23 protein-coding genes and 1 tRNA gene are annotated in these 25844 nt (G+C 63.9%); 13 read left to right on the top strand and 11 right to left on the bottom strand.

Annotated elements, in window-relative coordinates:
• The first annotated feature begins 268 nt into the window (after positions 1 to 268).
• The 7 genes from NKH98_RS10410 (at position 269) to NKH98_RS10380 (ending at position 9378) form a co-directional block, all read left to right on the top strand.
• Positions 269 to 1693 carry a pyridoxal-phosphate dependent enzyme gene (locus NKH98_RS10410; protein WP_352802271.1) on the top strand — a complete coding sequence of 475 codons (1425 nt, stop codon included), beginning with the start codon at positions 269 to 271 and terminating at the stop codon, positions 1691 to 1693.
• Positions 1690 to 2871 (top strand): cystathionine gamma-synthase, encoded by a 1182-nt coding sequence (locus NKH98_RS10405; protein WP_352898134.1) that lies wholly within the window; start codon positions 1690 to 1692, stop codon positions 2869 to 2871. Before NKH98_RS10410 ends, NKH98_RS10405 begins: the two co-directional genes overlap by 4 nt.
• Before the next feature lie 296 nt (positions 2872 to 3167).
• Positions 3168 to 4145, top strand: coding sequence for a GlxA family transcriptional regulator (locus NKH98_RS10400; RefSeq protein ID WP_352898131.1), 978 nt, complete (start codon positions 3168 to 3170; stop codon positions 4143 to 4145).
• Between the two features lie 359 nt (positions 4146 to 4504).
• Positions 4505 to 5809: a M24 family metallopeptidase gene (locus tag NKH98_RS10395; protein WP_352898128.1), complete on the top strand. Its 1305-nt coding sequence runs from the start codon at positions 4505 to 4507 to the stop codon at positions 5807 to 5809.
• A gap of 20 nt (positions 5810 to 5829) precedes the next feature.
• On the top strand, positions 5830 to 6507 hold the full coding sequence (locus tag NKH98_RS10390) for an isochorismatase family protein (RefSeq protein ID WP_352898125.1): 678 nt from the start codon (positions 5830 to 5832) through the stop codon (positions 6505 to 6507).
• Between the two features lie 16 nt (positions 6508 to 6523).
• The gene (locus tag NKH98_RS10385) at positions 6524 to 7525 is read left to right on the top strand and encodes an alpha/beta hydrolase (RefSeq protein WP_352898123.1); all 1002 of its coding nucleotides are present in this window, start codon (positions 6524 to 6526) and stop codon (positions 7523 to 7525) included.
• A gap of 212 nt (positions 7526 to 7737) precedes the next feature.
• Complete coding sequence (locus NKH98_RS10380; RefSeq protein ID WP_352898120.1) at positions 7738 to 9378, top strand: ABC transporter substrate-binding protein; 1641 nt, start codon at positions 7738 to 7740, stop codon at positions 9376 to 9378.
• 49 nt (positions 9379 to 9427) lie between these two features.
• Here NKH98_RS10380 and NKH98_RS10375 read toward each other — a convergent pair whose 3' ends face one another.
• Both NKH98_RS10375 and NKH98_RS10370 read right to left on the bottom strand, forming a co-directional pair.
• Positions 9428 to 10915 (bottom strand): pyridoxal phosphate-dependent decarboxylase family protein, encoded by a 1488-nt coding sequence (locus tag NKH98_RS10375; protein ID WP_352898118.1) that lies wholly within the window; start codon positions 10913 to 10915, stop codon positions 9428 to 9430.
• A 25-nt stretch (positions 10916 to 10940) separates the two neighbouring features.
• A complete protein-coding gene (locus tag NKH98_RS10370; protein WP_352898116.1) occupies positions 10941 to 12026 on the bottom strand; it encodes a PLP-dependent cysteine synthase family protein in 1086 nt (361 codons plus the stop codon).
• A gap of 246 nt (positions 12027 to 12272) precedes the next feature.
• Here NKH98_RS10370 and NKH98_RS10365 point away from each other — a divergent pair, with 246 nt between their 5' ends.
• The 6 genes from NKH98_RS10365 to NKH98_RS10340 all read left to right on the top strand — a co-directional run bounded on the left by NKH98_RS10365 (position 12273) and on the right by NKH98_RS10340 (position 16930).
• Complete coding sequence (locus tag NKH98_RS10365) at positions 12273 to 14270, top strand: transcriptional regulator (protein ID WP_352898350.1); 1998 nt, start codon at positions 12273 to 12275, stop codon at positions 14268 to 14270.
• A 785-nt stretch (positions 14271 to 15055) separates the two neighbouring features.
• Complete coding sequence (locus NKH98_RS10360; RefSeq protein WP_352898114.1) at positions 15056 to 15463, top strand: hypothetical protein; 408 nt, start codon at positions 15056 to 15058, stop codon at positions 15461 to 15463.
• Positions 15444 to 15932, top strand: coding sequence for a hypothetical protein (locus NKH98_RS10355; protein WP_352898112.1), 489 nt, complete (start codon positions 15444 to 15446; stop codon positions 15930 to 15932). The genes NKH98_RS10360 and NKH98_RS10355 overlap by 20 nt, the downstream gene beginning before the upstream one ends.
• Complete coding sequence (locus NKH98_RS10350) at positions 15929 to 16165, top strand: hypothetical protein (protein ID WP_352898109.1); 237 nt, start codon at positions 15929 to 15931, stop codon at positions 16163 to 16165. The genes NKH98_RS10355 and NKH98_RS10350 overlap by 4 nt, the downstream gene beginning before the upstream one ends.
• Complete coding sequence (locus tag NKH98_RS10345) at positions 16162 to 16569, top strand: lysozyme inhibitor LprI family protein (RefSeq protein ID WP_352898107.1); 408 nt, start codon at positions 16162 to 16164, stop codon at positions 16567 to 16569. Before NKH98_RS10350 ends, NKH98_RS10345 begins: the two co-directional genes overlap by 4 nt.
• A 70-nt stretch (positions 16570 to 16639) precedes the next feature.
• Positions 16640 to 16930 (top strand): DUF4087 domain-containing protein, encoded by a 291-nt coding sequence (locus tag NKH98_RS10340; RefSeq protein ID WP_352898104.1) that lies wholly within the window; start codon positions 16640 to 16642, stop codon positions 16928 to 16930.
• A gap of 128 nt (positions 16931 to 17058) precedes the next feature.
• Here the strand turns inward: NKH98_RS10340 and NKH98_RS10335 are convergent.
• The 9 genes from NKH98_RS10335 to NKH98_RS10295 all read right to left on the bottom strand — a co-directional run bounded on the left by NKH98_RS10335 (position 17059) and on the right by NKH98_RS10295 (position 25757).
• Positions 17059 to 17143, bottom strand: a tRNA-Leu gene (locus tag NKH98_RS10335).
• Between the two features lie 73 nt (positions 17144 to 17216).
• Positions 17217 to 17837 (bottom strand): 2,3-bisphosphoglycerate-dependent phosphoglycerate mutase, encoded by a 621-nt coding sequence (locus tag NKH98_RS10330; protein WP_352898102.1) that lies wholly within the window; start codon positions 17835 to 17837, stop codon positions 17217 to 17219.
• Between the two features lie 59 nt (positions 17838 to 17896).
• The gene (gene dapB, locus NKH98_RS10325) at positions 17897 to 18721 is read right to left on the bottom strand and encodes a 4-hydroxy-tetrahydrodipicolinate reductase (RefSeq protein WP_352477091.1); all 825 of its coding nucleotides are present in this window, start codon (positions 18719 to 18721) and stop codon (positions 17897 to 17899) included.
• Positions 18722 to 18741: 20 nt separating this feature from the next.
• On the bottom strand, positions 18742 to 20601 hold the full coding sequence (locus tag NKH98_RS10320; protein ID WP_352898100.1) for an ABC transporter ATP-binding protein: 1860 nt from the start codon (positions 20599 to 20601) through the stop codon (positions 18742 to 18744).
• Between the two features lie 119 nt (positions 20602 to 20720).
• Entirely contained in the window at positions 20721 to 21746 is a 1026-nt protein-coding gene (locus NKH98_RS10315; protein WP_352898098.1) for a glucokinase, read from the bottom strand.
• Positions 21747 to 21867: 121 nt separating this feature from the next.
• Positions 21868 to 22953 (bottom strand): penicillin-insensitive murein endopeptidase, encoded by a 1086-nt coding sequence (gene mepA, locus NKH98_RS10310; RefSeq protein WP_352898096.1) that lies wholly within the window; start codon positions 22951 to 22953, stop codon positions 21868 to 21870.
• A 65-nt stretch (positions 22954 to 23018) separates the two neighbouring features.
• Positions 23019 to 23927 (bottom strand): SDR family oxidoreductase, encoded by a 909-nt coding sequence (locus NKH98_RS10305; RefSeq protein WP_352898093.1) that lies wholly within the window; start codon positions 23925 to 23927, stop codon positions 23019 to 23021.
• Positions 23924 to 25084: a tRNA epoxyqueuosine(34) reductase QueG gene (gene queG / locus NKH98_RS10300; RefSeq protein ID WP_352898090.1), complete on the bottom strand. Its 1161-nt coding sequence runs from the start codon at positions 25082 to 25084 to the stop codon at positions 23924 to 23926. The genes NKH98_RS10305 and queG overlap by 4 nt, the downstream gene beginning before the upstream one ends.
• Positions 25065 to 25757 carry a glutathione S-transferase family protein gene (locus NKH98_RS10295; RefSeq protein ID WP_254817994.1) on the bottom strand — a complete coding sequence of 231 codons (693 nt, stop codon included), beginning with the start codon at positions 25755 to 25757 and terminating at the stop codon, positions 25065 to 25067. The genes queG and NKH98_RS10295 overlap by 20 nt, the downstream gene beginning before the upstream one ends.
• Positions 25758 to 25844: the final 87 nt, after the last annotated feature.

Raw genomic sequence — 25844 nt, 5'->3', positions numbered from 1 at the left:
CGATCATCAAGGTGCTGCGCGTCGCCGGCCTCGGCAATCCGGATTTTCTGATCGAGATCGAAGCCCAAGCCGCGATCGCCTGAACCCCAAGCAGGTTCTGCAAATCTTTTGCCCTGCCTGGAGCCGGCGAAGCTTTCGCGAAATTCCATTCCCCTGCTGGCGGCCGGATTGGCACGATCTATCTTCTTTCCAACTGCAAACGGCTGGAAAAGACGGTAGGTTGCCGTCTTTCAGGGCGGTTGCTCATTCTGGCAACGGAGCATCTGACATGAGCAAGCACAAGATCGTGGCACAGGACGATGCATCGTCCCGCCTGCGCCCGCCCTATGCCTCGGTTCTCGACCTGATCGGGCAGACGCCGATCGTCGAGCTGACCAAATTCGACATCGGCAAGTGCCGGCTGTTCATCAAGCTCGAAAGCCAGAATCCCGGCGGCTCGATCAAGGACCGCATCGCGCTGTCGATGATTGCCGCCGCCGAAAAACAGGGCAAACTGAAACGCGGCGGGACGATCGTCGAGGCGACCGCCGGCAACACCGGTCTTGGTCTCGCCCAGGTCGGCATCCCCAAGGGCTACCACATCATCCTTGTCGTGCCTGACAAGATGTCGCGCGAAAAGATCCAGCATTTGCGGGCGCTCGGCGCCGAAGTGCGCATGACCCGTTCCGATGTCGGCAAGGGCCATGCCGAATACTATCAGGACATGGCCGAAAAAATCGCCGCCGAGTTGCCCGGCGCCTTCTACGCCAACCAGTTTGCCAACCCGGCCAATCCGCATGCCCACGAGACCACGACCGGGCCGGAAATCTTTCAACAGCTCGAAGGCGATGTCGATGCGGTGGTCGTCGGCGTCGGCTCCGGCGGCACGCTGACCGGGCTCGGCCGCTATTTTGCGAAAGTCTCGCCGAAGACCGAGATGGTGCTCGCCGATCCGGTCGGCTCGGTGCTGGCGCCCCTGATCAAGACCGGCAAGATGGTAGAGGCCGGAAGCTGGACCGTCGAAGGCATCGGCGAGGATTTCGTGCCGCCCAATGCCGATCTGTCGCTGGTCAGGAAGGCCTATTCCATCCCCGACAAGCAGAGCATGCTTGCGGTGCGCGACCTGCTTTCGAAGGAAGGCATTCTCGCCGGCTCGTCGTCGGGCACGCTGCTTTCGGCAGCACTCCGCTATTGCCGCGAGCAGACCGTGCCCAAGCGCGTCGTCACCTTCGTGTGCGACAGCGGCAACAAGTACCTGTCGAAAGTTTTCGACGACTTCTGGCTGGCCGAGCAGGGCCTTGCCGAGCAGGAGCAGCATGGCGACCTGCGCGACCTGGTGATGCGCACGCTCCGCACCGGCGATGTCGTGTCCGTCGGCCCCGACGAAAGCCTGCTCAACGCCTATGGCCGCATGCGCCGCTCGGATGTCTCGCAACTGCCGGTGCTGGACGAGGGCAAGCTCGTCGGCATCATCGACGAAAGCGATATCCTGGCCAAGGTCGAAGGCCCCTATGACAGTCGCTGGGACCGCTTCAAGGCCCCGGTTAGGACGGCGATGACCACGAATCTGCACACGCTGCAGGCCAGCCAGACGCTGGACGCGCTGCTGCCGGTGTTCGACCGCAACGAGGTCGCCATCGTCTTCGACGGCGACGAGTTCATTGGCCTGATAACCCGCATCGACCTGATCAACCATCTGAGGCGCGCCCGATGACCGTCAAAGCCACTGTATCGGGCAAAAACCGCCTCGCCTTCTCGACCCGCACCATCCATGGCGGCCAGAGCCACGACCCGACGACGGGCGCGGTGATGGTACCGATCTACGCCACCTCGACCTATGGCCAGCAGAGCCCGGGCGTGCACAAGGGCTTTGAATATGCCCGCAGCCAGAACCCGACCCGCTTTGCCTTCGAGCGCGCTGTGGCCGACCTCGAAAGCGGCACAGCCGCCTTCGCCTTCGCTTCGGGGCTGGCGGCGATCGCCACGGTGTTTGAACTGCTCGATTCAGGCGCGCATATCGTCGCCACCGACGACATCTATGGCGGCACGTTCCGATTGCTCGAGCGGGTGCGCAAGCGCTCGGCCAACCTCCAGGTCGACTTCGTCGACTTCACCGATCTTGCCGCGGTCGAGGCGGCGATCCGCCCGGAAACCAAAATGCTCTGGGTCGAGACGCCGACCAATCCGCTGCTGCGCGTCGTCGATCTGGAAGCCGTCGCGGCTCTGGCCAGGCGCAAGGGCGTGATGTCGGTTGCCGACAACACCTTCTGCAGCCCCTATCTGCAGCGGCCGCTGGAGCTCGGCATCGACATATCAATCCATTCGACGACCAAATACCTCAATGGCCATTCCGACATGGTCGGCGGCGTCGCCGTGGTCGGCGACAACAAGGATCTCACTGAGCGGCTGAAATTCCTGCAGAACGCCATCGGTGCCATTTCCGGACCGTTCGATAGTTTCCTGGCGCTGCGCGGCTTGAAGACGCTGGCGCTCAGGATGGAGCGCCATTCGTCGAACGGCCAGAAGATCGCGCACTGGCTGGAAAGCCGCCCCGACATCCGTCGTGTCATCTATCCCGGCCTGCCCAGCCATCCGCAGCACGCCATCGCCAGGCGGCAGATGCACGCCTTCGGCGGTATGATCACCGTCGAGCTCGACCGCGACCTCGCCGGCACCAAGCGCTTCCTCGAACACACGCAACTGTTCACGCTGGCCGAAAGCCTCGGCGGTGTCGAAAGCCTGATCGAGCACCCGGCGCTGATGACGCACGGCTCGATCCCGGCGAAAAAACGCGCCGAGATCGGGATATCCGATTCGCTGGTGCGCTTGTCGGCCGGGATCGAGGATGGCGACGATCTGATCGCGGATCTGGATCAGGCGCTGGCGAGTTGAGCCCGGCAGCAAGAACCTTGCGAGACTTCGGCGGACAGTGCCCCCTCTGCCCTACCGGGCATCTCGGCCACGAGGGAGATTGGCCGTCATCTTGCGCTTTCGCCAACCTCCAACGCTGAAACACAGACGGGACGGCGAAGCTGCCGTTCTCCGGCAGGACAGAGGGGGGCGTGAAGGATCGCCAACGAGCGGCGCTTGCATCCATCCATGTGTCTTACATTCTATTCCGTTGACCTTGGCGCCATCTGGCAGAATTGTAGCTTCCTGATCCACCTTGCTGCCTGGCTCCGGAAGCTATGAACAACCGACAACGCAACCAACCGACGGCAAGCGATACCCCGCTCACCTTCGCCATCCTCGTCTTCCCCGGCTTTCCGATGATGGCGTTCAGCTCGGTCATCGAGCCGCTCCGCGCCGCCAACGTTCTGGCCAAGCGGGACTGCTATCGCTGGATCATCGTCGGCGCCGCCGAAGGCCCGGTGGAGGCCTCGAACGGCGTCGTCATCCAGCCCGGTTTTTCCGCCCATGACGCGCCGAAGGTCGATCGCATCGTCGTCTGCTCGGGCGGCGATGCCGATCATCTCGTCGCATACGATGCCGTGAGCTGGATCCGCAAGAGCCTGCGCGGTGGCGCCCATATCGGTGCTGTGGCGGATGCGGCGTTCTTCCTTGCCCGCGCGGGCCTGCTCGACGGCCATGCCTGCACCTTGCACTGGACCAGCCAGGCCGCCTTCACCGAGGCCTTTCCCGACATCGAGCTGAGGCGCGATCTCTATGTCATCGACCGCAAGCGCTTCACCTCGGCCGGAGGCATCGGCAGCCTCGACATGATGCTGGAGATCATCACCGACGACTATGGCGCCGAGCTGTCGGCCGGCGTCGCCGAATGGTTCGTGCACAGCCCGCTGCGCTCCAGTGTCGACCGCAAGCTGATGCCGCTGCGCTTACGCACCGGCGTGCAGAACGATCTGGTGCTGTCGGCCATCGCCATCATGGAGGATGCAGTGGAGGAACGGCTCGGCATGGCGGAGTTGGCGAATAGGCTTGGCGTCTCCTCCGACAAGCTCGAACGCAATTTTCGCTCCGAGCTCAGCATTTCGCCCAACGGCTACTACCGCCGGCTGCGGCTGAAGCGTGCCGCCGATCTTTTGGCCCATTCGACGCTGATGGTGCGCGACGTGGCGCTGGCCTGCGGCTTTGCCTCAATGTCGAGCTTTGCCCGCGCCTTCAGGGAAGAGCATGGGCATGCGCCGAAGGTGATGCGCAGGCATTAGGGGCCTTCGCAAGCCGCAAACGTCGGAGATTAGCCGAACCACCCCTCCGTGCCGCGCTTCTGGCTTGCGGTCATGTAAACGTAGCCGGTCATGGTTTCAGGGTAGCGAGCATCGATGCGCGCACAAGCGCCATTCCGCCGCATTCTACGACCAATGTCACGGCATGGATCCTAGGGTCTGCGCTGCGTCGCTTCGCTCCTTGCTCCGCCCTGGGATGACGAAAACGTTCGGGCCCACAGTCAATCGCCGAGGTAATTGAAGGGGGCTGCCGCCTAGCGGCATCCGGCACAACACCTGCGGGATTCCGCACAGACTTTGCGCAACGCATGGCTCATCGTCGCCGCTTCCAGGAGGCACCCATGAGCATTGTCGTTTTTGACCCCGACAGCACCGAGGACGTCGACTTCAAGGACCGCATGCGCCATCCGGCGGCGGCCGATCCGGCCGGCGGCATGTGGCTGTCCGATACCGAGCCGTCCTTCATCGACGCCGACGCGCTGCGCAAGGGGCGCCTTGCCAGGCTGCGTGCCTGGATGCGCGAGGCCGGCTATGGCGGCGTCGTTTTGTTCGACCCCTACAACCAGCGTTACGCCACCGGTTCGCGCAACATGTTCGGCTATTTCCTGCGCAACTCGACGCGCTACTTCTTCATCCCCACCGAAGGGCCGATCGTGCTGTTCGAATATCCGCAGAGCTACCACGTCTCGATGGTGCTCGACACGATCGACGAGGCGCGTCCGTCCAAGCTGGTATGGTCTTCGGTGTCGGGCCGCGACGACGAAACCGCGGGTCCCTTCGCCGACGAGATCGCCGATTTGCTCAAGGCGCATGGCGGCGGCTCGATGAAGCTCGGCCTCGACCGCTGCAGCCATCTGCAGGCGCTGGCGCTCGAAAAGCGCGGCTGCGACGTCCGCGATTGCCAGGGCGAGATTTTGGCGGTGCGCGCGGTCAAGACGCCCGAGGAAGTAAAATGCCTGCAGGTTTCGATGGCCGGCGCCGAGGCCGCCGTCTATGCCGTGCGCGAGGCGATCAAGCCCGGCGTTTCCGAAAACGAGCTGTTCGCCATCATGTATGGCGAGGTGATCCGGCAGGGCGGCGAGTTCATCGAAACCCGGCTGCTTACCTCGGGCCAGCGCACCAATCCATGGTTCAACGAGGCGAGCGGCCGCAAGATCAGGCCGGGCGAACTCCTGGCGCTCGATACCGACACGATCGGCTGCTACGGCTATTATTCGGACTTTTCCCGCACCTTCCGCTGCGGCCCGGGCAGGCCGACGGATTACCAGAAGTCGCTCTACCGCATGGCGCACGACCAGGTTCAGCACAATATCGGGGTCGTCAAGCCGGGTATGGCGTTTCGCGAGATTGCCGATAAGGCCTGGAAGATCCCGGACCGCTTCGTCGACCAGCGTTATACCTCGGTCATGCACGGCGTCGGCATGCATGGCGAGACGCCGTTCATCGCGCATGCCATGGATTACGAGACCTATGGCCGCGACGGGGTCATCGTGCCCGGCATGGTGGTCAGCGTCGAGAGCTATATCGGCGAGAAGGGCGGTCGCGAGGGCGTCAAGCTGGAGGACGAGATCCTGATCACCGAGACCGGCACCGAGCTTCTGTCGCGGTTCCCTTATGAGGACGAGTTCCTTGACAGGCAAGTTTGAGTGCTGACAGGCAGTTTTGCATGAAAAGCCCGATCTCGATCAAGTCCGGCAAGGCGGCGGCGGTGTTCATCGATCTCCAGGAGGAGCATCGGCGGGACAAGCGCTATCTGGTCGAAGGCTATGGCGATATCCTCGCCAACGTACAGCGCCTGCAGGCAGCGGCACGGGCCAATCATGTGCCGTTGTATCACTGGGCCTATGTCGTCGATGTCGCCACAGCACGGCCGTTCCACCCGGTCGAGACCAACGGCAAGTCGGCTTTCTCCGACAAGGACGATCCGCTGACGGCGATCTGTCCGGAAGTGGCGCCTGCAGCCGGCGAGACGATGCTGGTCAAGACGCAGGCCAGCGCCTTTGGTGGAGGGCCTGCCGCCGGGCGGCTCAAGGCCGACGGCATCGAATGGCTGGTCGTTGCCGGCGTCTGGACCGAGGCCTGCATCGATGCCACCGTCAAAGATGCGGTGGCGTCGGGCTTTCGTGTGCTGCTGGTCAAGGATGCCTGCGGCAGCGGCAGCACGGCGATGCATCAGACGGCCATCCTCAACCTCGCCAACCGGCTCTATGGCGGTGCCGTCACCACCACCGAGGCCGCCTGCCGGCTGCTGGCCGGCGAGACGGTCGATGCCTGGCAGGTCGAGGGCTCGGTGCCGCTGCGTTTCAGCTACGAAAACGCCGCCCGGCTCTACGCCGAGCTCTGAGCGGGATCGCGCCGCGATGGTCACCGAAGCCGAGCGACCCGAAACGACAGACCGCGGAAAATACCTGACGCTGCTCGATCCGGAACTGTGGGCCTATATCGACAGTGTCAACGAGTGGTATCCGCCCGAAATCGTCTACATGCCGATCGACAGGCAGCGGGCGGTCTATGATGCCATGTGCCGGGCGTTTCGCGAGCCCTATCCACCCGGCGTCAAGGCCAGCGACAGCAGCGTCGGCGACCGTGCGATCCCGGTCCGGCGTTACCATATGGCGGGAACGGCGCCGCAGGCGATGGTCGTCTATTATCACGGCGGCGGTTTCGTGCTTGGCGGGCTCGACAGCCATGACGACATCTGCGCCGAGATCTGCGCCGGCACCGGCTTTGCGGTTCTGTCCGCCGACTACCGGCTGGCGCCTGAACATCTGCATCCGGCGGCCTTCGAGGATGCGCTGGCGGTGTTCGAATGGGCTGCGGCGACGACCGGCTTGCCGATCGTGCTCTGCGGCGAGAGCGCCGGCGGCAACCTGGCCGCAGCAGTGGCGCAGGCGACGCGCCGCCATCCTCGCCGCGCGATCGGCCAGGTGCTGATCTATCCCGAATTGGGCGGTGACGAGCTAGACGGCCCAGAGCTGGACGGCAAAGCGCGCACCGGCTCCTATATCGAGCACGCCGAGGCACCGCTGCTGAGGTTGCGGGACGTCGAATTCTACCGCCATATCCGGGCAGCGAAGGGGCAGTCGCCGGACGACCCGACATTTTCGCCACTTAACGATAGCGACTTCTCCGGCCTGCCGCCGACGGTCATCGTCACCGCGCAATGCGATCCGCTGTCATCGGACGGCCAGACCTATCGCGACCGCATCCTTGCCGCCGGCGGTAAGGCATGGTGGCGCGAGGAGCCGCGCCTCGTGCACAGTTTCCTGCGCGCCCGCAAGACCGTGCCGCGCGCCGGCGAGGCCTTTGATCGCATCGTCGCGGCCATAGCCGCGCTGGGCGGGGGCAAGTGGCCGGAGTGACGGCGGAGTGCGGCTCTCATGCCGGCCAGGCAAGCGCAGAAATCCCCTCTCCTCAAGCTCCCCACTGCGGAACACCGCACAACAACTGCGGAAACCCGAACACTTGCCCGCTCAGGCCAGCATTATCATCACCTCACGTAAGGCGCCCCTGCGAAACGCATCCACCCCCGCGGCGCGGCCGGTCGGAGGCGCCCAACCAAGAGGGAACGACGATGAAGTTCATGCTGACCGATCGGAAATTGCATCCGCAGGCCGCGCCCGTCGCCGCCGGCTTCAAGAAGGGCCAGATGAACCGGCGCGAATATCTCGCCACTATGGCCGCGTTTGGTGTCAGCGCTGCCGGCGCGCTGGCGCTTGGCGGGCTTGCTCCGTCACCGGCCAGGGCCGAGGAGGCGAAGCGCGGCGGCGTCTTGCGCGTTGCCATGAACGTCAAGGGCTGGAAGGATCCGCGCACCTTCGACGGCGTCGAGATGTCCAACGTCGCCCGCCAGTGTAATGAATATCTGGTGCGCTGGAACCGCGACTTCACCTTCGAGCCATGGCTGCTCGAGAGCTGGGAGACCAGCGACGATGCCCGCGTGCTGACGCTGCATGTCCGCAAAGGCGTCAACTGGTCGAATGGCGACACCTTCAACGCCGACGATGTCATTCACAATCTGACGCGCTGGTGCGATGCGTCCGTCGCCGGCAATTCTGTCGCCGCGCGGATGGGCGCACTGGTCAACGCTGACACCAAGAAAGCCGTCGACGGCGGCATCGAACGCGTCGACGACTTCACCGTGCGGCTCAATTTGCCCAAGCCCGACATCTCGCTGATTGCCGGCATGGCCGACTATCCGGCGCTGATCATGCACCGCAGCTATCAAGGCGACGGCGACCCGCTGAAGGCATTGGCGATCACCACCGGGCCGTGCGAACTCGTGGCATGGGACGCCGAGGTCGGCGCCGAAGTCCGCCGCAAGGACAAGCCATGGTGGAAGGGCGAGTTCTACCTCGACGGCATCAAATGGGTCGACTACGGCTCCGACCCCAACGCCATGCTGTCGGCCTTCGAATCGGGCGAGATCGACACCGACCACGAAACCGCCTCCGACAGGGTTGCGCAGACGGACTCCATGGGCCTGAGCAATTCCGAGATCGCCACCGGCTCGACGATCGTCGCGCGTTTCAATGTCGCCAATCCGCCCTATGACGACATCAAGATGCGCCGCGCCGCCCAGCTCGCCGTCGACAACGCCGCTGTGCTGAAGATCGGCATGGACAACCGTGGCAAGCCGGCCGAGAACCATCATGTCGGGCCGATGCATCCCGAATATGCCGATATCGGCCCAGCCGTGCGCAACATCGATCAAGCCAAGGCCCTGCTCGCCGAGGCCGGCAAGGCCGATCACGAATACGAGCTCATTTCCGTTGATATCGACTGGCAAAAGGGCACCGGCGACGCCATCGCAGCGCAGATGCGCGAGGCCGGGCTGAAGATCAAGCGCACGGTGCTGCCGGCCGCCACCTTCTGGAACGACTGGAGCAAATATCCGTTCTCCTGCACCGAATGGCTCGGCCGGCCGCTGGGCGTCCAGGTGCTGGCGCTGGCCTACAAATCGGGCGCCGCCTGGAACGAGAGCGCCTACGCCAATCCGGAATTCGACAGCCTGCTCGACAAGGCGCTGGCGATGCCCGATGCCGGTGCCCGCAAGGAGATCATGGCAAAGATCGAGCAGAATCTCCGCGATTCCGGCATCATCATCCAGCCCTACTGGCGCTCGGTCTACCGCACCTACCGCAAGGGCGTCCATGGCTGCGAGCAGCACCAGGCGCTCGAGCAGCATTTCGAGAAGGTCTGGCTCGAGGCGTGAGTCGTGCCGCTCGATGGAAAGCCGGCACCCAAGGCAGCGGAAGCCGGCGTCAGCCGGCGGTGCCCGCCCTTGAAATCTCCCGCCCGAGGCGCACCGTTTCCCGCACCAGCAGGTCCAGATCGTCGCGCCGGGTACGGTGGTTGTTGATGGCGACCCTGAGGCAATGTTGGCCATGCACCGTCGTGTCGGAAATGGCGGCGATGCCTTCTTCCTGCAGCCTCAGCATGATCTCGGTGTTGAGCGCTTTCAGGCGCTCAGCGTCCAACCCATCGGCGCGATAGCGAAAGCAGACGATGTTGATGTTCACCGGCGCCACCAGCTGGAGCGCCGGTTCGGCCTCGATCAGCTGACCGAGATACTGCCCTTGCGCGATGTTCTGGTCGATCAGCCGGCCGAACTTTTCGATGCCATGTTCTCTCAGCGCCATCCACACCTTCAGCGCCCGGAAGCCGCGTGACGTCTGCAAGCCGTAGTCGTGCAGCCATTGGCCGGAGGCCAGGCCGCGCGGCGTCGATTCCAGATATTCCGGCGTCACCGCGAACGTGCGGCGATGCGCGGAGGCATCCCGGATCAGCGCGCAGCCGACCTCGAAGGGCGCGTGCAGCCATTTATGCGGATCGAGCGCGATTGAGTGGGCGCGCTCGATGCCGGCAACGCGATGCGAATTGTCCGGCGCAATCGCAAGCAAGGCGCCGATGCAGCCATCGACGTGAAACCACAGATCCTCTTTTGCCGCCAGGTCAGCCAGCGCTTGCAGATCGTCGATTGCGCCGGTGTTCACCGTGCCGGCCGTACCGATTACGCAGGCCGGCTTGAAACCGGCGTCACGGTCCTCGGCGATCGCCGCCCGCAACGCAGCGATGTCGATCCGCAGCCCGGCATCGCTCGGGATGCGGCGCAGCGCCCGGTTGCCGAGGCCGAGCGCCTCCATCGCCTTGCGATGACAGGAGTGAAGCTGGTCGGAGCCGTAGAAACGCAGTGGCTTGTCGATGCCGGCAACGCCGTGCTCGCGTATGTCGATGCCGGCCTTGGCGTTGCGCGCCACGGTCAGACCGATGATGTTGGCCATCGAGCCGCCGCTGACCAGCGTGCCGCTGGCCGATTGCGGAAAGCCCATCATTTCCTTGCACCAGTCGACGACCTGATTGTCCATCAGCGCGGCGGCATGGTTGCCGCCGCCGAGGTTGGAGCCCTGGATCGCCGCCAGGAAATCGCCGAGCGCGCCGGTGAAATTGCTCGAGCCCATATACCAGGACCAGAAGCGCGGATGGATGTTGCCCATCGGATAGGGCATCAAGCTCCTGGTGACGTCGCCATAGATTTCTGCCAGCGGCGCCGGCGAACGCGGCAGCGGCGATGCGAAGAAGGTCCTCACATCGACCGGCATCTCCTGCCACACCGGACGCTCTCTGACATCACGCAGGTAAGCGACGGCATCGTCGACGATCCGATGCGACAGGACCTGCACATCGGCCCAGTTCGAGGGGTCAAGCGTTTCCTCGCTGGCCGTGACGGCCAATCCAGGTTTCGTGTCCATGCAGGCCGCTCCCGATGTGCCGCCGTCACGCCGGAAACTGGCAGCCGGGTGTCGACTGCGAAAGCGCGGTCTCCTCGGCGTCCATCTCCGCTTCGATGCCGTCGAACAGCGGCGTGGTCATGTAACGTTCGCCGGTGTCGGGAAGCATGCACAGGATCACCGAGCCGGGCACCGCCTTTTCCGCGATCTGCCGCGCCACCGCGAAGGTCGCGCCGCCAGAGATGCCGGTGAAAATCCCTTCCTTCTGCGCCAGCGCCTTGGCCCATTTCATGCCCTCGGGCCCGGCAATCGGCACCACCTCGTCGTAGAGGCTTGTGTCGATCGCCTCCTGCAGCACGTCCGGAATGAAGTCGGGCGTCCAGCCCTGGATCGGATGCGGCTCGAACGCTGGATGGCTGGCGGCAGGCGCGCCGCCGGCGCCGCGCTGCTGCGGCTTGCCGCTGCCGATAAGCTGCGCATTGGCCGGTTCGGCGAGCACGATCCGGGTCTCCGGCCGCTCGCGGCGCAGCACGTGCCCGACGCCGGCGACGGTGCCGCCCGTGCCATAGCCGGTGACGAAACAGTCGAGCCGCGAGCCGGCGAAATCGTTGATGATCTCGCGCGCCGTGGTCGCTTCGTGAATGGCGGCATTGGCCTTGGTCTCGAACTGGCGGGCAAGGAACCAGCCATTGGCCTCGGCGAGCTCCACCGCCTTCGTGTACATGCCAAAACCCTTCTGCGCGCGCGGCGTCAGCACCACCTTGGCACCCAGCATGCGCATCAGCTTGCGGCGTTCGATGGAAAAACTGTCGGCCATCGTCACCACCAGCGGATAGCCCTTCTGGGCGCAAACCATGGCCAGGCCGATGCCGGTGTTGCCGCTGGTCGCCTCGACGACGGTCTGGCCCGGCTTCAAGGCGCCGCTGCGCTCGCCCTCCTCGATGATGTTGAGCGCCAGCCTGTCCTTTACCGAGGCGGCGGGATTGAAGAACTCGGCCTTCACATAGATCGTGGCATGGTCCGGTCCGAGATTATTGATGCGGATCACCGGCGTATCGCCGACCGTGTCGAGAATGCTGTCGAACAGACGTCCGCGCCCGGCGGTGGTTCTGATTTTCTGTTGATGCAACATGTCGATCTCCTCGCGTTGTCGTTGTCTCTTGTCGTCACGGGCCGGTTACAGACTGGTGGCTTGGGCGGCGAGGTTTCGAGACCTTGCCGCGCTACATTTGGACCCGGCAATGCCAGCATCCGGCGCGGGAATTCGCTGCCGGATGCACCGTGTCACGTTTGGTGATAAAACAAAGGCCGACTGGCCAGCGTGGGAGCAGGCGTGGAAACTTACGTGGAATCCGCCCGATCGAGCCTCGGCGGCGAGATGGCCGGTCTTTGCGTGCGTCTGCTCGGACCGCTGACGATCACACGCAACGGCATCATCATCCAGCTCCCAAAATCGCGCAAGCTGCGTGCGCTGCTCGCCTATCTGGCGCTGGCGCCACATCCGGTCGGCCGCAGCCGCCTCTGCGAGCTTTTGTGGGATGTGCCGAACGACCCGCGCGGCGAGCTTCGCTGGTGCCTGAGCAAGCTTAGAGGCATCCTCGATGAACCGCACCATCGCAGGGTCGAGACACCAGACGACACGATCGCGCTTGATCTGAAAGGTGCTTCCGTCGACGCTGTCGGCATAGCCTCGGCCGCCGCCAAGGGCGTTGAGACGCTCGGTCTGGAGCGGCTGCAGGCTCTTTCCGGAATGTTCGCCGGCGATTTTCTCGATGGGCTGGAGATCGACCGCAGCCCGCATTTCAACGGTTGGCTGATCGCTCAGCGCCGCCGCTTCAGCTCTTGGCACGCCGCAATCCTGGAACACCTCGTCAACAAGCTTCCGGCGGATGCCGACGAAATGTCCTCGCATCTGGACAAATGGCTGGAACTCGCTCCGTTCGACGGGCGCGCGCATGTGGCTCTTCTGAAAAGGCTGGCGCAGCGCGGCCAGTTTGGCGCGGGCGAGGAACATCTCGCTTCCGCGGCGCGGCTGTTTGCTTCAGAGGATCTGGATTTCGGAGCCGTTCGGGAGGCATGGCGGACGATCCGCGGCGAACGACCTGCAGCAGCGCTCTGGGCGCGACCTTCACTCGTACCCGCGGCCCCCCACGCGTCAATTGTGCCTCCCCGTTCCGATACTGCTGCATCGCAGAAGGCTTCGCTCGCCGTGATGCCGTTTGCCGAAGAGGCGGCTGTCGGCGGCCCGCGCGGTGGATTGGCCGACGGCCTCACCCACGACATCATCACCCGCCTGGCCAAGCTCAGGGACTTTTTCGTCATCGCGCGCGGCTCGGTGTTTGCGCTCGCCGAAAAAAACATTGCGCCGGAGGACGCCGGCCGCCGGCTCAACGTCGACTATGTCGCCACCGGCACGGTACGTAGCCAGGCAGCCCGCGTCGTGGTCAGCGTGGAACTTGTAGAGGTGCGCACAGCCAGGATCGTCTGGGCCGAGACGTTCGAGCGCAGGCCGGACGACATCTTTACCGTGCTCGACGATATCGGCAACAGCATCGTCTCATCGATCTCGGCCGAGATCGAAACCGTCGAGCGCAACCGCGCCATGCTGAAGGCGCCCAATTCGCTGAACGCCTGGGAAGCCTACCATCGCGGCCTCTGGCACATGTATCGCTTCACCCGCACGGAAAACGAGCAGGCCCGGCATTTCTTCGACACGGCCTTGAAGCTCGATCCGACCTTCGCCCGCGCCTATGCCGGCCTCTCCTTCACCCATTGGCAAAATGCCTTCCAGCGTTGGGGCGACCGCGACCGGGAAAGCGCCCTGGCCTTCGAGGCAGCCGGCCAGAGCCTGCTCGTCGATGATCACAATCCGGCCGCTCACTGGGCGATGGGGCGGGCGCTGTGGCTGCGCGGCGAACAGGACGGCTCCCTCACCGAGCTCGAACGCGCCGTAGATCTCAGCCCGAATTTCGCGCTCGGCCACTATGCGCTGTCATTCGTCCATTCGCAGTCCGGCGACCCGCAGGCCGCGATCGGCTCGTCCGACCATTCCAGGCATCTGAGTCCCTTCGATCCGCTGCTGTTCGGCATGTTGGGCGCCAGGGCGATGTCGCATGTCCGGCTTGGCCAGTTCGATGAAGCCGCCGAATGGGCGCTGAAAGCAGCCGCCCGTCCCAACGCCCATGCCATAATCCTGGCGATTGCCGCGCATTGCCTTGCGCTGGCGGGCCGGCTGAGCGAGGCACGAAGTTTCGCCGCTGCGCTGCGCAAGATGCTGCCGAACTACTGCGCCGACGATTTCATCGGCACCTTCCGCTTCGAGCCGGGCGCCGAGGCGCTGTTCCGGCAAGGCGCCAAGCGGATCGGGCTGGGGTGAGACAAGGCGTGGTTCGTCCGGCTTTCTAAACCGCTCATCGCGGCTGGCGCCACGAAACATCGTCATGTCCGCAGCCAAGGCGCATCGTCAGGCTGACCTTGAGGATGTTTGCCGTCGCCTGGCCCGACGGCCAGTACGAAAAGTCGGCAAAGGGGCGGCGTTTCTTTCGGCCCTCGCAACGAGTTGGGCTGGGTTCGAAAAAAATACCACAATAGATCACGATTAGGGCGATCTTATAAGAAACGGTCTCGTCGCGTTTTTTCGTAGAGCAGGCGCAAAAGTCACAACGACATGGAGTATTACTTGTATCAACGAGAAACAAAGCTAATGAGACGTTCCGTAATCTTGTTGGAGATGCATGTTTCAGTGTCTGCTAAGATAACCTGTTCTGATTCCGAAATATTAAGCATCTGCCAAATTCAATCCTGCGATATTGAGATTTGTCCTTGTCACAGGCGGACTCGGATGCAATTTCTTGGAAGCACAACCGCGTCAGCGGATTGTTGAAACATGCTTGGGCGGACGGGGCACTAAGCATGGAGAGGAATATTGACATTCGCTAATGCGGCGGCCCCCGCCGGGAGCGTTCCCTCCGACGTTAGAGATTACGACAACCATCGGCTAAGTCGTCGAATGCGTCGCCCACAGCCTGGCTCTCGTTCGATGGCCGGCGAAGCTTTGCCCTCCTCCGATTGGCGCCAGACTCCGCGGCAAAGGCGGGGATCGCCGCCTGCAACGGCCTTCCGATATGGACGATGTCCGCCAGCCAGTCGGAGGAATGAACCATGAAATTCGTAATCTGTGCGGCCTTGGCCACTGCTGTGATGGCGATCGCCGGTTGTACCACCGACGATTACGATGATTGTCGCGGAAAGGGCTGCCTGGTTGATCCGCCCCACAAAGCCGGCCGAAAGATTGATGACCGGCCGCAGTTCGACAGGAACGGCAATCCCAACTTCGATACCAGGGGCCGTTACATCGGCTGCCATGGGCTCGGATGTAAAGTCGACGATCCTGATGACGGGGATCAAACCATCGACGACAGACCGCAGTACGACAAAGAAGGCAATCCGAACTTCGATACGCAAGGCAACTACCAAGGCTGCCGCGGTATCGGCTGCGAGGTCGATACACCGGACGATGACAATTCGTCGGGCGATGACAGTTCATCGGATGATGACGATTCCGATTAGTCGGCTCCCGGGCGAAAAAAGGAGGAAGCCAATTATGTCTGAATTCAGCAGCCTGGTCCGGCGACATTTCAAAATCGTTATGGCCGGCCTCGCGGGGCTGGGAATGACGCTGACCTCCGCTTTCGCTGCGGGTAACGCCTGCGACGGCATAAAGGTCGAAGCGACGAAGGCGCGCAAGCAGGAATATGCCACGCTCGTCGCCTCGGCGTTGAACAACAAGGTCAAGCCCGCTCGGGTGAAGTTCATCACGATCATGGAGAACGGCAACTGGAGCGCCGCTTACGTCTCCACGCCCGTGAGCGACGACGGTGTGATGTTCTTCCAGACAGTCGATGGAAAGAAGCAGTTCCGCGACGTCTGGGGCGGCTATGCCGAGCCGTCGGAAAAACCTGAACTGGTATCCTGGGCGAAGAAGCTCGGAGCGCCGCAAGACCTGGCAAAGTGTTTTGCCGAGCAAGTTACGGAATGATGGTGATCGGTGGAGATTTGCCGCCGACGCCGTTGGCGCATGAGGAAAACAACTATTCCGGCGTGACGGAAGTCGCGTCACGGTCTCCGAAGGTGACAAAGCTGATCCGACGAAAACCAGATAATCAGGCCATGGGCACGGCTGACCGTGGCAATGACGGACAGCTGAAGAGGACATGGGGCGGGGCTGAGCAACTTAAGAGCTTGACTGCAACCGGAAAGGGAAATCGATGAAAACCGCAATACTGATTGCTGCCGTGGTTCCGGCCATGCCGACTGTCGCCTTCGCCGAGGACAAGTGCGCCGATGCCAAGGATCAGGCCACCATGAACCAGTGCTTCGGTGCCGAGTTTCAGAAATCCGACAAGAAGCTCAACGAGCTTTACAAGCAGATCGAAGCCCGCCTGAAGAACGACGCGGATACCAAGAAGCTGCTTGTCCAGGCACAGCGCGATTGGGGCAAGTTTCGCGACGCGGAGTGCAGTTTCCAGACCGCGGGAGCGGCCGGAGGAAGCATGATGCCAATGCTCATCGCGCAGTGCATGGACGGCCTTACGCAATCCCGTGCCAAAGACTTCGAAGGCTATCTGAAATGCCAGGAGGGCGACATGAGCTGCCCTGTTCCGGCCGCGAACTGACACATGCCACAGCTGATCTGATCACGATGACGCAGGCGACGAGCTTGGCGTCGCCGCCGGACATGAAAGGATGCGAGGCGCGCCAGGGCAGTGCGGACAATTTGCTCAACGGCGATTTCATCGACGGTCCACTAGGCGATGTCCAGAGGGAGCCTGTGACGGCATCGACAATGTGCCGGCCTTTGACGACCGACAATTCGTCGAGACCAATGTGCCTGGTTCGGGCTACGGCTACGGCTGTGCGTGCATGACCGTCGTGACCAACGCTAAGCGGCAAAAGATCACCAGAGTGATCTCGGGCCAAATCCTTCCGCTGGCGCGCTGCCGCAACGACCGATCGCTGCCCAACCCGGACGGGTAATTATTGGATATTAATAGGTACCTAGGTGACGGCGAACGGCCTAGGCTCCAGTTCAACAAAAAAGCCCGGCAAAACCGGGCTTTTTCTTGGAGTCTCCGAACCATATCAAACGGTCCGAAACGGGAATTTGGTGCCCAGAAGAGGACTCGAACCTCCACTCCTTGCGGAACACGGACCTGAACCGTGCGCGTCTACCAATTCCGCCATCTGGGCTGGTGCGCGCTCATTAAGCGGGCGAGGGATGAGTGTCAACGCGCTTTTTTGAATGCCGCGCTCCTTCTCCGCCTCAGCCCTCCAGCACTTCCTTCGCTGCCACCGTCGAATCGGCGTTGAGCGTGTATATGATCGGCACGCCGGTGCCGAGTTCGAGCTTGACGATCTCCTCGCCCGATTTGCCATCCAGCGCCATGATCAGCGCGCGCAGCGAATTGCCGTGCGCCGCCACCAGCACCGTGCCGCCGCGCAGCACATGCGGCTGCAGATCGTGCAGGTAATAGGGCCAGACGCGCGCGCCGGTGTCTTTCAGGCTTTCACCGCCGGGCGGCGCCACGTCGTAGGAGCGGCGCCATATATGCACCTGCTCCTCGCCCCATTTCTTGCGCGCATCATCCTTGTTGAGGCCGGAGAGATCGCCATAGTCGCGCTCGTTCAGCGCCTGGTCGCGGATGATCTCGAGCTCGCTCTGGCCAACGGCGTCGAGAATATGCTGGCAGGTCTTCTGCGCCCGGATCAGCGACGACGTGAAGGCGATGTCGAATTTCATGCCGCGCGCCCTGAGCTTGGCGCCGGCCGCCTTGGCCTCGGCATGGCCCAGTTCGGTCAGGTCGACGTCGCGCCAGCCGGTAAACAGGTTCTTGAGGTTCCATTCGCTCTGGCCGTGGCGCACGAGCACGAGAGTTCTCGACATATTTGCTCCTTCAAATTTTGTGAATCAGCCAAATCTTGTGGATTAGCCAAGTCTGTGGATCAGCTTGTCAGGCCGAGCACGTCCCGCATCGAATAGAGGCCCGGCTTGCGGCCGCGCGCCCACAGGGCTGCCTTGACCGCGCCACGGGCAAAGATCGCCCGGTCTTCGGCGTGGTGGGCAAGCGTGATGCGCTCGCCGGTACCGGCCAGCACCACACTGTGGTCGCCGACCACCGAGCCGCCGCGCAGGCTGGCGAATCCGATCGAGCCGCTCTTGCGCACGCCGGTATGGCCGTCGCGGACGCGAACATCGTTGCCGGCAAGTGCCACGCCGCGCCCGGCAGCGGCGGCTTCGCCGAGCAGCAGCGCCGTGCCCGATGGCGCATCGACCTTGTGCCGGTGGTGCATTTCCAGGATCTCGATGTCGAAATCGTCGGCGTCGAGCGCGCGCGCCGCCTGCTCAACCAGCACTGCCAGCAGATTGACGCCGAGGCTCATATTGCCTGACTTGACGATCGTCGCGTGTCGTGCCGCCGCCGCGATCCTGGCATTGTCTTCGGCCGAGCAGCCGGTTGTGCCGATGATATGGGCGATGCGCGCCTGCGCGGCATAGCCGGCGAATTCGACGGTTGCCGCCGGCGTGGTGAAGTCGAGCACGCCGTCGGCCTTGGCGAAGGCCGGCAGCGGATCGTCGCCGATCGCCACCTCGAGCCTGCCGACGCCGGCCAGCTCGCCGGCATCCTTGCCGATATGGGGCGAACCGGCCCGCTCGATCGCGCCGGCGACGCGGGCGCCCGGTATCGTGTGGATGGCGCGGATCAGCGCCTGGCCCATGCGGCCGGCCGCGCCCACCACCACCAGGCCCATTTCCCCCGTTTCATTGATGTTGACGGTCGGTGTGTCGCTCATGAATGTCTCCCGGCCGCCTGTTTCGCGCGACCATTTTGCGCCGCAGTCTGGATTGGCTTGGCGTCATCGACAAGCCCCAGCCCTTTCCTGCCCTGCACCCGGTGGAACCGCGCATAGACGCTGTGCGGGTCGGCCATCAACGAGGCATGCGTGCCCTGTTCGACCAGCCGGCCCTGCTCCAGCACGATGATGTGGTCGGCATTAACCACGGTCGACAGCCGGTGCGCGATGACGATGGTGGTGCGCCCTTCCATGACATGGGTCAGCGCTTCCTGGACGCGGGCCTCGGCCTCGTTGTCGAGCGCCGAGGTGGCTTCATCGAGCAGCAGGATCGGCGCCTGCCGAACGATGGCGCGTGCAATCGATACACGCTGGCGCTGGCCGCCCGACAGCGTCACGCCGTTCTCGCCGACCGGCGTGTCGTAGCCTTGCGGCTGCTGGCGGATAAAATCGTCGGCCGCGGCCTGTTGCGCGGCGCGTTCAATCTCCGCGTCGGTGGCGCTCAGACGTCCGTAGCGGATGTTGTCGCGGATGGTGCCTTCGAACAGATAGGGCTGCTGCGAAACATAGGCGATCGAGCCGCGCAGCGAATGCTTGGTGACCTTTGAAATGTCCTGGCCGTCGATTTCGATGCTGCCAGACTCGACGTCGTAGAAGCGCTGCAGCAGCGCAACCAGCGTCGTCTTGCCGGCGCCCGAGGCGCCGACGATGGCGGTCACCTTGCCGGCGGCGGCGACAAAGCTCAGATCCTGCAGGACCGGCGCCTCTTCGACATAGCGAAAGGACACGTTGTTGAAGCGCACTTCGCCAGAGGTGAATCTCGCCTCGGCGGCTCCCCGCACGTCACCCTGCTGCGGCTCGAGGTCGAGAAGCTCGTAGATCATGCGCGCATTGACCAGCGACTTTTCCATGCCGACCTGCATGCGCGCCAGCCGCCTGGCGGGGTCATAGGCAAGCAGCAGGGCGGTGATGAAGGCAAACACCGCGCCCGGCGGCTGGCCGCCGACGGTCGCCCGGTAGCCGGAATAGGCGATGACGCCGGCGACGGCGAAGCCGGCCAGCATTTCGGAGATCGGCGTCAGCCGTTCCGAGACGCGGGCGATCTTGTTTGCCCGCTGCTCGGCGCCCGCGACGAGGCCGCCGATGCGGCGCGACAGCTCGTCTTCCAGGGTGAAGGCCTTGACGATGGCGATGCCTTGCGTTGCTTCCTGCATGGCGCCGATCAGCCGCGAGTTGATCTGCACCGATTCACGGGTGATGCGACGCACCCGGCGCATCAGATAGGTGACACTGTAGATCAAAGGCGGGCCGATCAGCAGCGACATCGCGGAGAGCATCGGGTCCTGCCAGATCATGACGCCGACCAGCGCGACAAGCGATACCGCATCGCGCGCCAGCGATGTCAGCGTCATCGACAGGAGATCGCGGATGCCGTTGACATTCTCGTTGATCTGCGCGGCGAGCCGGCCCGAGCGGGTGTCGTTGAAGAAGCCGACGCCGAGCTTCATCAGGTGGTCGAAGATGCGGCGTTGATAGCGCGCCACCAGATTGTTGCCGATTTTGGCCAGCGTCACTGCCTGGCCGTAGCTGGCCAGCCCGCGTAGCATGAAGGCGGCCAGGATCGACACGCTGATCAGCGCGATAAGATCGCCGCGCCGTTGGTAGAAGATCTGATCGATGACATCCTTCATGATCCAGGCTGTGAAGGCGGTCGTCGCCGCGATCGTCACCAGGCACAGCACGGCAAGAGCATAGTACCAGCGATAATCGCGGCTGTTCTCGGCGATGATGCGGCGGATAACAGCCACGATCTCGCTGGGACGGACTTTCCCTTTGGTTGGTGCTGGAAGTGTCACGTTTGAGCGCTTTGTGGTTTCGGTTCGGCCGGGCTGCAATTCGGCAACCTCTTAACGCCCCAATGGCGGCTTGCCTATGGCCGGGGACGGCGAAACTTCGTCGCGGCGCGGCTTGGGTCCTAAACCCGCCAGCGTCGCCCCGCCGTCTGCACGCCGAACAGCGACGGATTTCTGCCATAGGCGGCCAGCCCTAAAAGCGCTGCCAGCGGATGGGTGATGACGTAGACCGGCATGCTGCGCATCAGGGCGCTGTGCGGCGCCTTGTCCTCGAAGGCAGCGCGGAAACTGCCGGTCCGCAGCGCCGGCAGGATTTTTTGCGCGATGCCGCCGGTGAGGAAAACACCGCCGCGGCTCATGAACACCAGAGCGAGGTCGCCGGCGGTGCGCCCCAGGCAGGTGACGAAGATCGACAGCGCCTCTTCGGCCACCGGATCGTTCTTTGCCAGCGCCGCGGCGGTGATCTCGGCAGGCGTGGTGAAGGGCGACGGCTTGCCGTCCGCTTTGGCCACCGCCCGGTAGGCGTTTACCAGGCCGCGTCCTGACAGGATTTGTTCGCCGGAGATGCGACCCTCGAGCTTCTCGATATGCGGAAACACCTCGAAATCACGCGGCGAGCGCGGCCCGATATCCATATGGCCGCCCTCGCCGGGCACCGGTATCCAGTGATGCAGCGCATAAACCAGCCCGGCGACGCCGAGCCCGGTTCCCGGGCCGAGCACCACCCGCCCGGAATTCGGTTCCGGCTCGTCGCCGCCGATCTTTTCCATGTGCTCTTCGCCGAGCGCGACGACAGCCAGCGCCTGCGCCTCGAAGTCGTTGAGCACCACGACGTCGCCGAGACCGAGACTGGCGAACATCTGTCTCGGCTTGACGATCCATGGGCAATTGGTGAGGGGGATCTCGTCGCTCTCGACAGGGCCGGCCACCGCCAGCACAGCTGAATTCGGCCGGACCGACGAGCGGTCGAGCACGGCCGACTGGATCGCCTCGTCGATCGTATTGAAGTTCGCGGTTTGGACGATGGTCGGCTCGCCGGCCTCGGAATTCGCGTCAAGTACGATCGAGAAGCGCGCATTGGTGCCGCCTATGTCGCCGATCAGGATCGGAAATCGCAACAGAGTGTCGTCGTCGCTTACGCCTGGCATGCTCTCGTCCGTTCCCGACGCGTATCGCCGTTCTCTCGTTGACTAGCGCATGACCGCAAAAAGGGAAATCGGTTTTCGAAGTGGAGATGCACGGATGCAGACAGCGAACACGCTGCCCGCATCAGTGCCCCGGTCGTGGCCGCGGCAGCGGAATGCCGAACTCGGGCGTCGCCATAAAGGCGTTCGCCGAGGCCGGAAGCGATGCCGCGCCGGCTGCGAGCGTCGGCGGCGGCGAAGGCTCTGCCGCGGGAGCAGGTGCGGCCGCAACCGGCACGCCGTCGCCATAGTAGGTGACTGCTTCCGCCGAGGGCGGAGCCGGCGCGTCGAGCACGAACTGGCATTGCCTGGGCAGGTTCGCCATCGTCATCACGTCGCGTGCCTTCGGCTTGTCCGGGTTCTTGTTGGGACGCCACGGCTCCTCGGTGAACCACCAGGCCAGCGCCTGGTCGCAGCCATCGCCCGGCGCCGTCGCTTCCTGCGCCTTGCAGTCGGGTGACCCAGGCTGGCAGCCGATGCGAATGTGGAAGTGGTAGTCGTGGCCCCAGAACGGCCTGACCTTGCGCAACCAGCTACGGTCGCCTTTGACCGTGTCGCAGAGCTTCTTCTTGATCCCGGGATTGACCAGGATGCGCTCGGCTTCGGGATAGCTCGCGGCGCGCCTCAACAGCCGCGTATGCATCGGCGTCCACAGGCCGTCCTTCACCAGATGGGTCTTTTCGTCGACCATCAAGGTAGCGCTGATGTTTTCGCGCTCTTCGGCCGAGAGCTTGCGGTCAGGCATCGGCGTCAGCCAGATGTCGGCATCGAGGCCGATCTGGTGCGAGGCATGGCCGGTCAGCATCGGACCGCCGCGCGGTTGCGAGATGTCGCCGATCAACAGGCCCGGCCAGCCGTCTGCAGCGGCATCGCGCGACAGCTTCTCGATCAGCGCGATCATTGCCGGATGGCCCCAGCGGCGGTTGCGCGACGGTCGCATCACCTCCCAGTGCCGGCCGTCCAGGGGCAGGGCGACGCCGCCGGAAAAACAGCCTTTGGAATAGAAGCCGATCGATTGCGCTGCTGCGAGTGCCGGCAGTTTTTTGGCGCCGAACAGGTCCTTTGCCCGTTGCTCGGCGCTCCCTGGCTGCGTTGCAAGCGCCGCCAAGCTGGCGACGGCCAGTGCTGCCGTCAGCGGCAGCGTTTTGCCGGGCAAGGCTCGCTTCAACATTTTCCCCAAGCTGGACCCCTCCGCGATTTGAACCGCATCATACCATAGCCCGCGCAACGTATCGATCAGGACCGTTTCATCGGGCTGCGCGCCTCACCGTCGCGCCAGTCGCCGCTCGCCCACATGGCATTGAGCGCCGAGCGATAGTCGGGAAAGCGAAAGCCATAACCGGCCGCCTTGATCGCCGCGTTGGCGACACGCTTGTTCTCGCCATAGAAAGACCGCGCCATGGGCGAAAGTTGGGCGGTCTCGAACGGAATTTCGGGCGGCGGCTCGATGCCTATCAATTGGGCGGCATAGGCGACGACGTCCTGCGGCGGCGCCGGCAGGTCGTCGGTGATGTTGAAGATGCCGCCGCGATTGCCTTCGGCCAGATGCCAGAGCGCGCCGGCAATGTCGTCGCAATGGATGCGGTTGAACACCTGGCCCGGCTTGACCAACCGCCGGGCGGTGCCGTTTTCCAGATTGACCAGGGCGTTGCGGCCTGGCCCATAAATGCCGGAAAGTCGCAGGATCGCCACCGGCCGGCCAACGTCGTGGCCCAGTTTCAGCCAATCCTGCTCGGCGGCAACCCTCATCGCTGATCGCTTCGATACTGGCCGGCATTCGGCGGCCTCGTCCACCCAATTGCCGCCATGGTCGCCATAGACGCCGACGGTGGAGAGATAGGCGATCCATTCGAGCTCCGGCATGTTGGCCGCGATCTCCTCGCGGGCCGCGGCCAGCACCGGGTCGCCGGCCTCGTCCGGCGCGACCGAGACGACGAGATGGGTTGTCTTCCCAAGGGCATCGCCGATTTCGGAGGTCAGTGTGCCATCGAAACGCAGCGGCACGATACCGGCTTGCCGCAGCGCCGGGAATTTTTCCAGCGACCGTGTTGTACCGAAGATCGTTGTGTCGGCATCCCTGTTGGCGCGGGCAAAGGCCTTGCCCGAATAACCGGCGCCAAAGACGAAAATCTGCTTTTTTGTCATGTATGCGCCTCGATCGGCTTCGGCAGGGCCAGAAGCCATTCGCCTCTCACCGCCCCGTCATCTTCTGCCTGCAAAGCGGCTGCGGCACGTTCGGCAAACTCCCGACCCGGCACCAGCCGCGACAGCGCCCATACCGCGGCTCCGCGAACCAGGGGCGAGGCGTCGTCGAGCAGCGCGAGAACGGCGCCGGCCAGCGACAAGTCCTGGGAATTGCCGGCCGATATCAGCACGTTGCGGATAAAACGGTCGCGGCCGATGCGCTTGATCGGCGAGCCTGAAAAGAGCGTTCGGAAGGCAGTGTCGTCGAGACGCAGCAGCTCGGTGATCGGCGGTTCGCGCAAGTCCGCGCGGGCGGCAAGCTTTGCCTCCGAAGCGGCTTGGGCGAACTTGTTCCACGGGCAGGCGGCCAGGCAGTCGTCGCAGCCATAGATGCGATTGCCGATCTTTTCCCGGAACTCATGCGGGATCGGTCCTTTGTTCTCGATGGTGAGGTACGAAATGCAGCGCCGCGCATCGAGCCGGTAAGGCGCCGGAAAGGCATCGGTCGGGCAGGCGTCGAGGCAGGCCCGGCAGGAGCCGCAATGATCGTTCTCAGGCGCGTCCGGCACCAGCTCGGCCGTCGTGAAGATGGTGCCGAGGAACAGCCAGGAGCCATGCGCGCGGCTAACCAGGTTGGTGTGCTTGCCTTGCCAGCCGAGGCCGGCCGCCTCGGCCAGCGGCTTTTCCATCACCGGAGCGGTGTCGACAAACACTTTCACGTCACCGCCGGCGCGCGCCACGATCTTGCCGGCGATCTCCTTCAGCCGGCCTTTCATCACGTCATGATAGTCGCGGTTCTGCGCATAGGCCGAGATCGCGCCGCGGTCGCGCTTCGCCAGCACCTCGCGTGGGTCGTGGTCGGGGCCGTAATTCATCGCCAGCACGACGATCGAGCGGACCTCTGGCCAAAGCGTCGTCGGTTTGCCTCGCCGCTCGAGCGTTTCGGCAATCCAGCCCATCGAGCCGTGAAAGCCGTCGGCAACGAACTCGGCCAGCCGCTCTGGCGCCTGCGGGATCGCATCGGGCGTGGTGACGGCAACGGCGTCGAAGCCGGCGTTCCGCGCCTCGCGGTCGATGAGCGCGCGCAGCTTTGCCGTATCAGAAATCGAGATCCGCATAATGTGACACCGGCGACAGGCCGCGCACCCGGTCGGACAGAAGCGGCCGGAACGAAGGCCGTGATTTCACCCTTGTATACCATTCGCGCGCGGCGCTGTGTTCGCGCCAGTCGATCTCGCCGAGATAGTCGAGCACCGACAGTGCCGCCGCCGCCGCGAGATCGGCATAGGTGACCTTGTTGCCGGCCAGCCAATGACGGGTGCCGGCCAGCCAGTTGGTGTATTTCATATGCTGGCGGATATTGGCGCGGGCGGCGCGGATCGCCGCCGAATCGGGCGACCCGCCGCCTGCCGTTTCCGGCATGACCGGCTTCAGGACGCGCTCGCGCACCAGATGCCGGGTAACCTCGCTTTCCGCCTTGTTGAGGTACCAGTCGGTCAGCCGGCGGATTTCGGCGCGCTCCATCGGATCCTCGGCGAACAGCCGCTTGTCGCGCTTGAGTACGCCGCGCGTCTCGTCGAGATATTCGGCGATGACCATCGCGCCGACGATCGGCACGTCGCCCTCGGCAAGCAGGATCGGCAGCGTGCCGGCCGGGTTCAGTGCCAGGAACTCCTTGCGCCGCGTCCACGGCTTTTCTTCGATCAGCGCCAGTTCCTCGGCATACTCGCCAAAGGCGAGGCGGACGAAGCGGCAGCTGGCGAACATCGGATGGTGGAAAAGCGTCAGCATGGTCCCGCGATAATAGAGCGCACTGGCAAATCGCCGGCTGCGCCGGTAAGTCTTGGCCGCCCGATTCAGGGGCTGTCAGGGTGCTGC

Origin of the sequence: Mesorhizobium sp. M0833 (assembly GCF_040319905.1) — a bacterium.
Lineage (GTDB): Bacteria > Pseudomonadota > Alphaproteobacteria > Rhizobiales > Rhizobiaceae > Mesorhizobium.
This window is presented reverse-complemented; position numbering and strand designations above follow the sequence as displayed.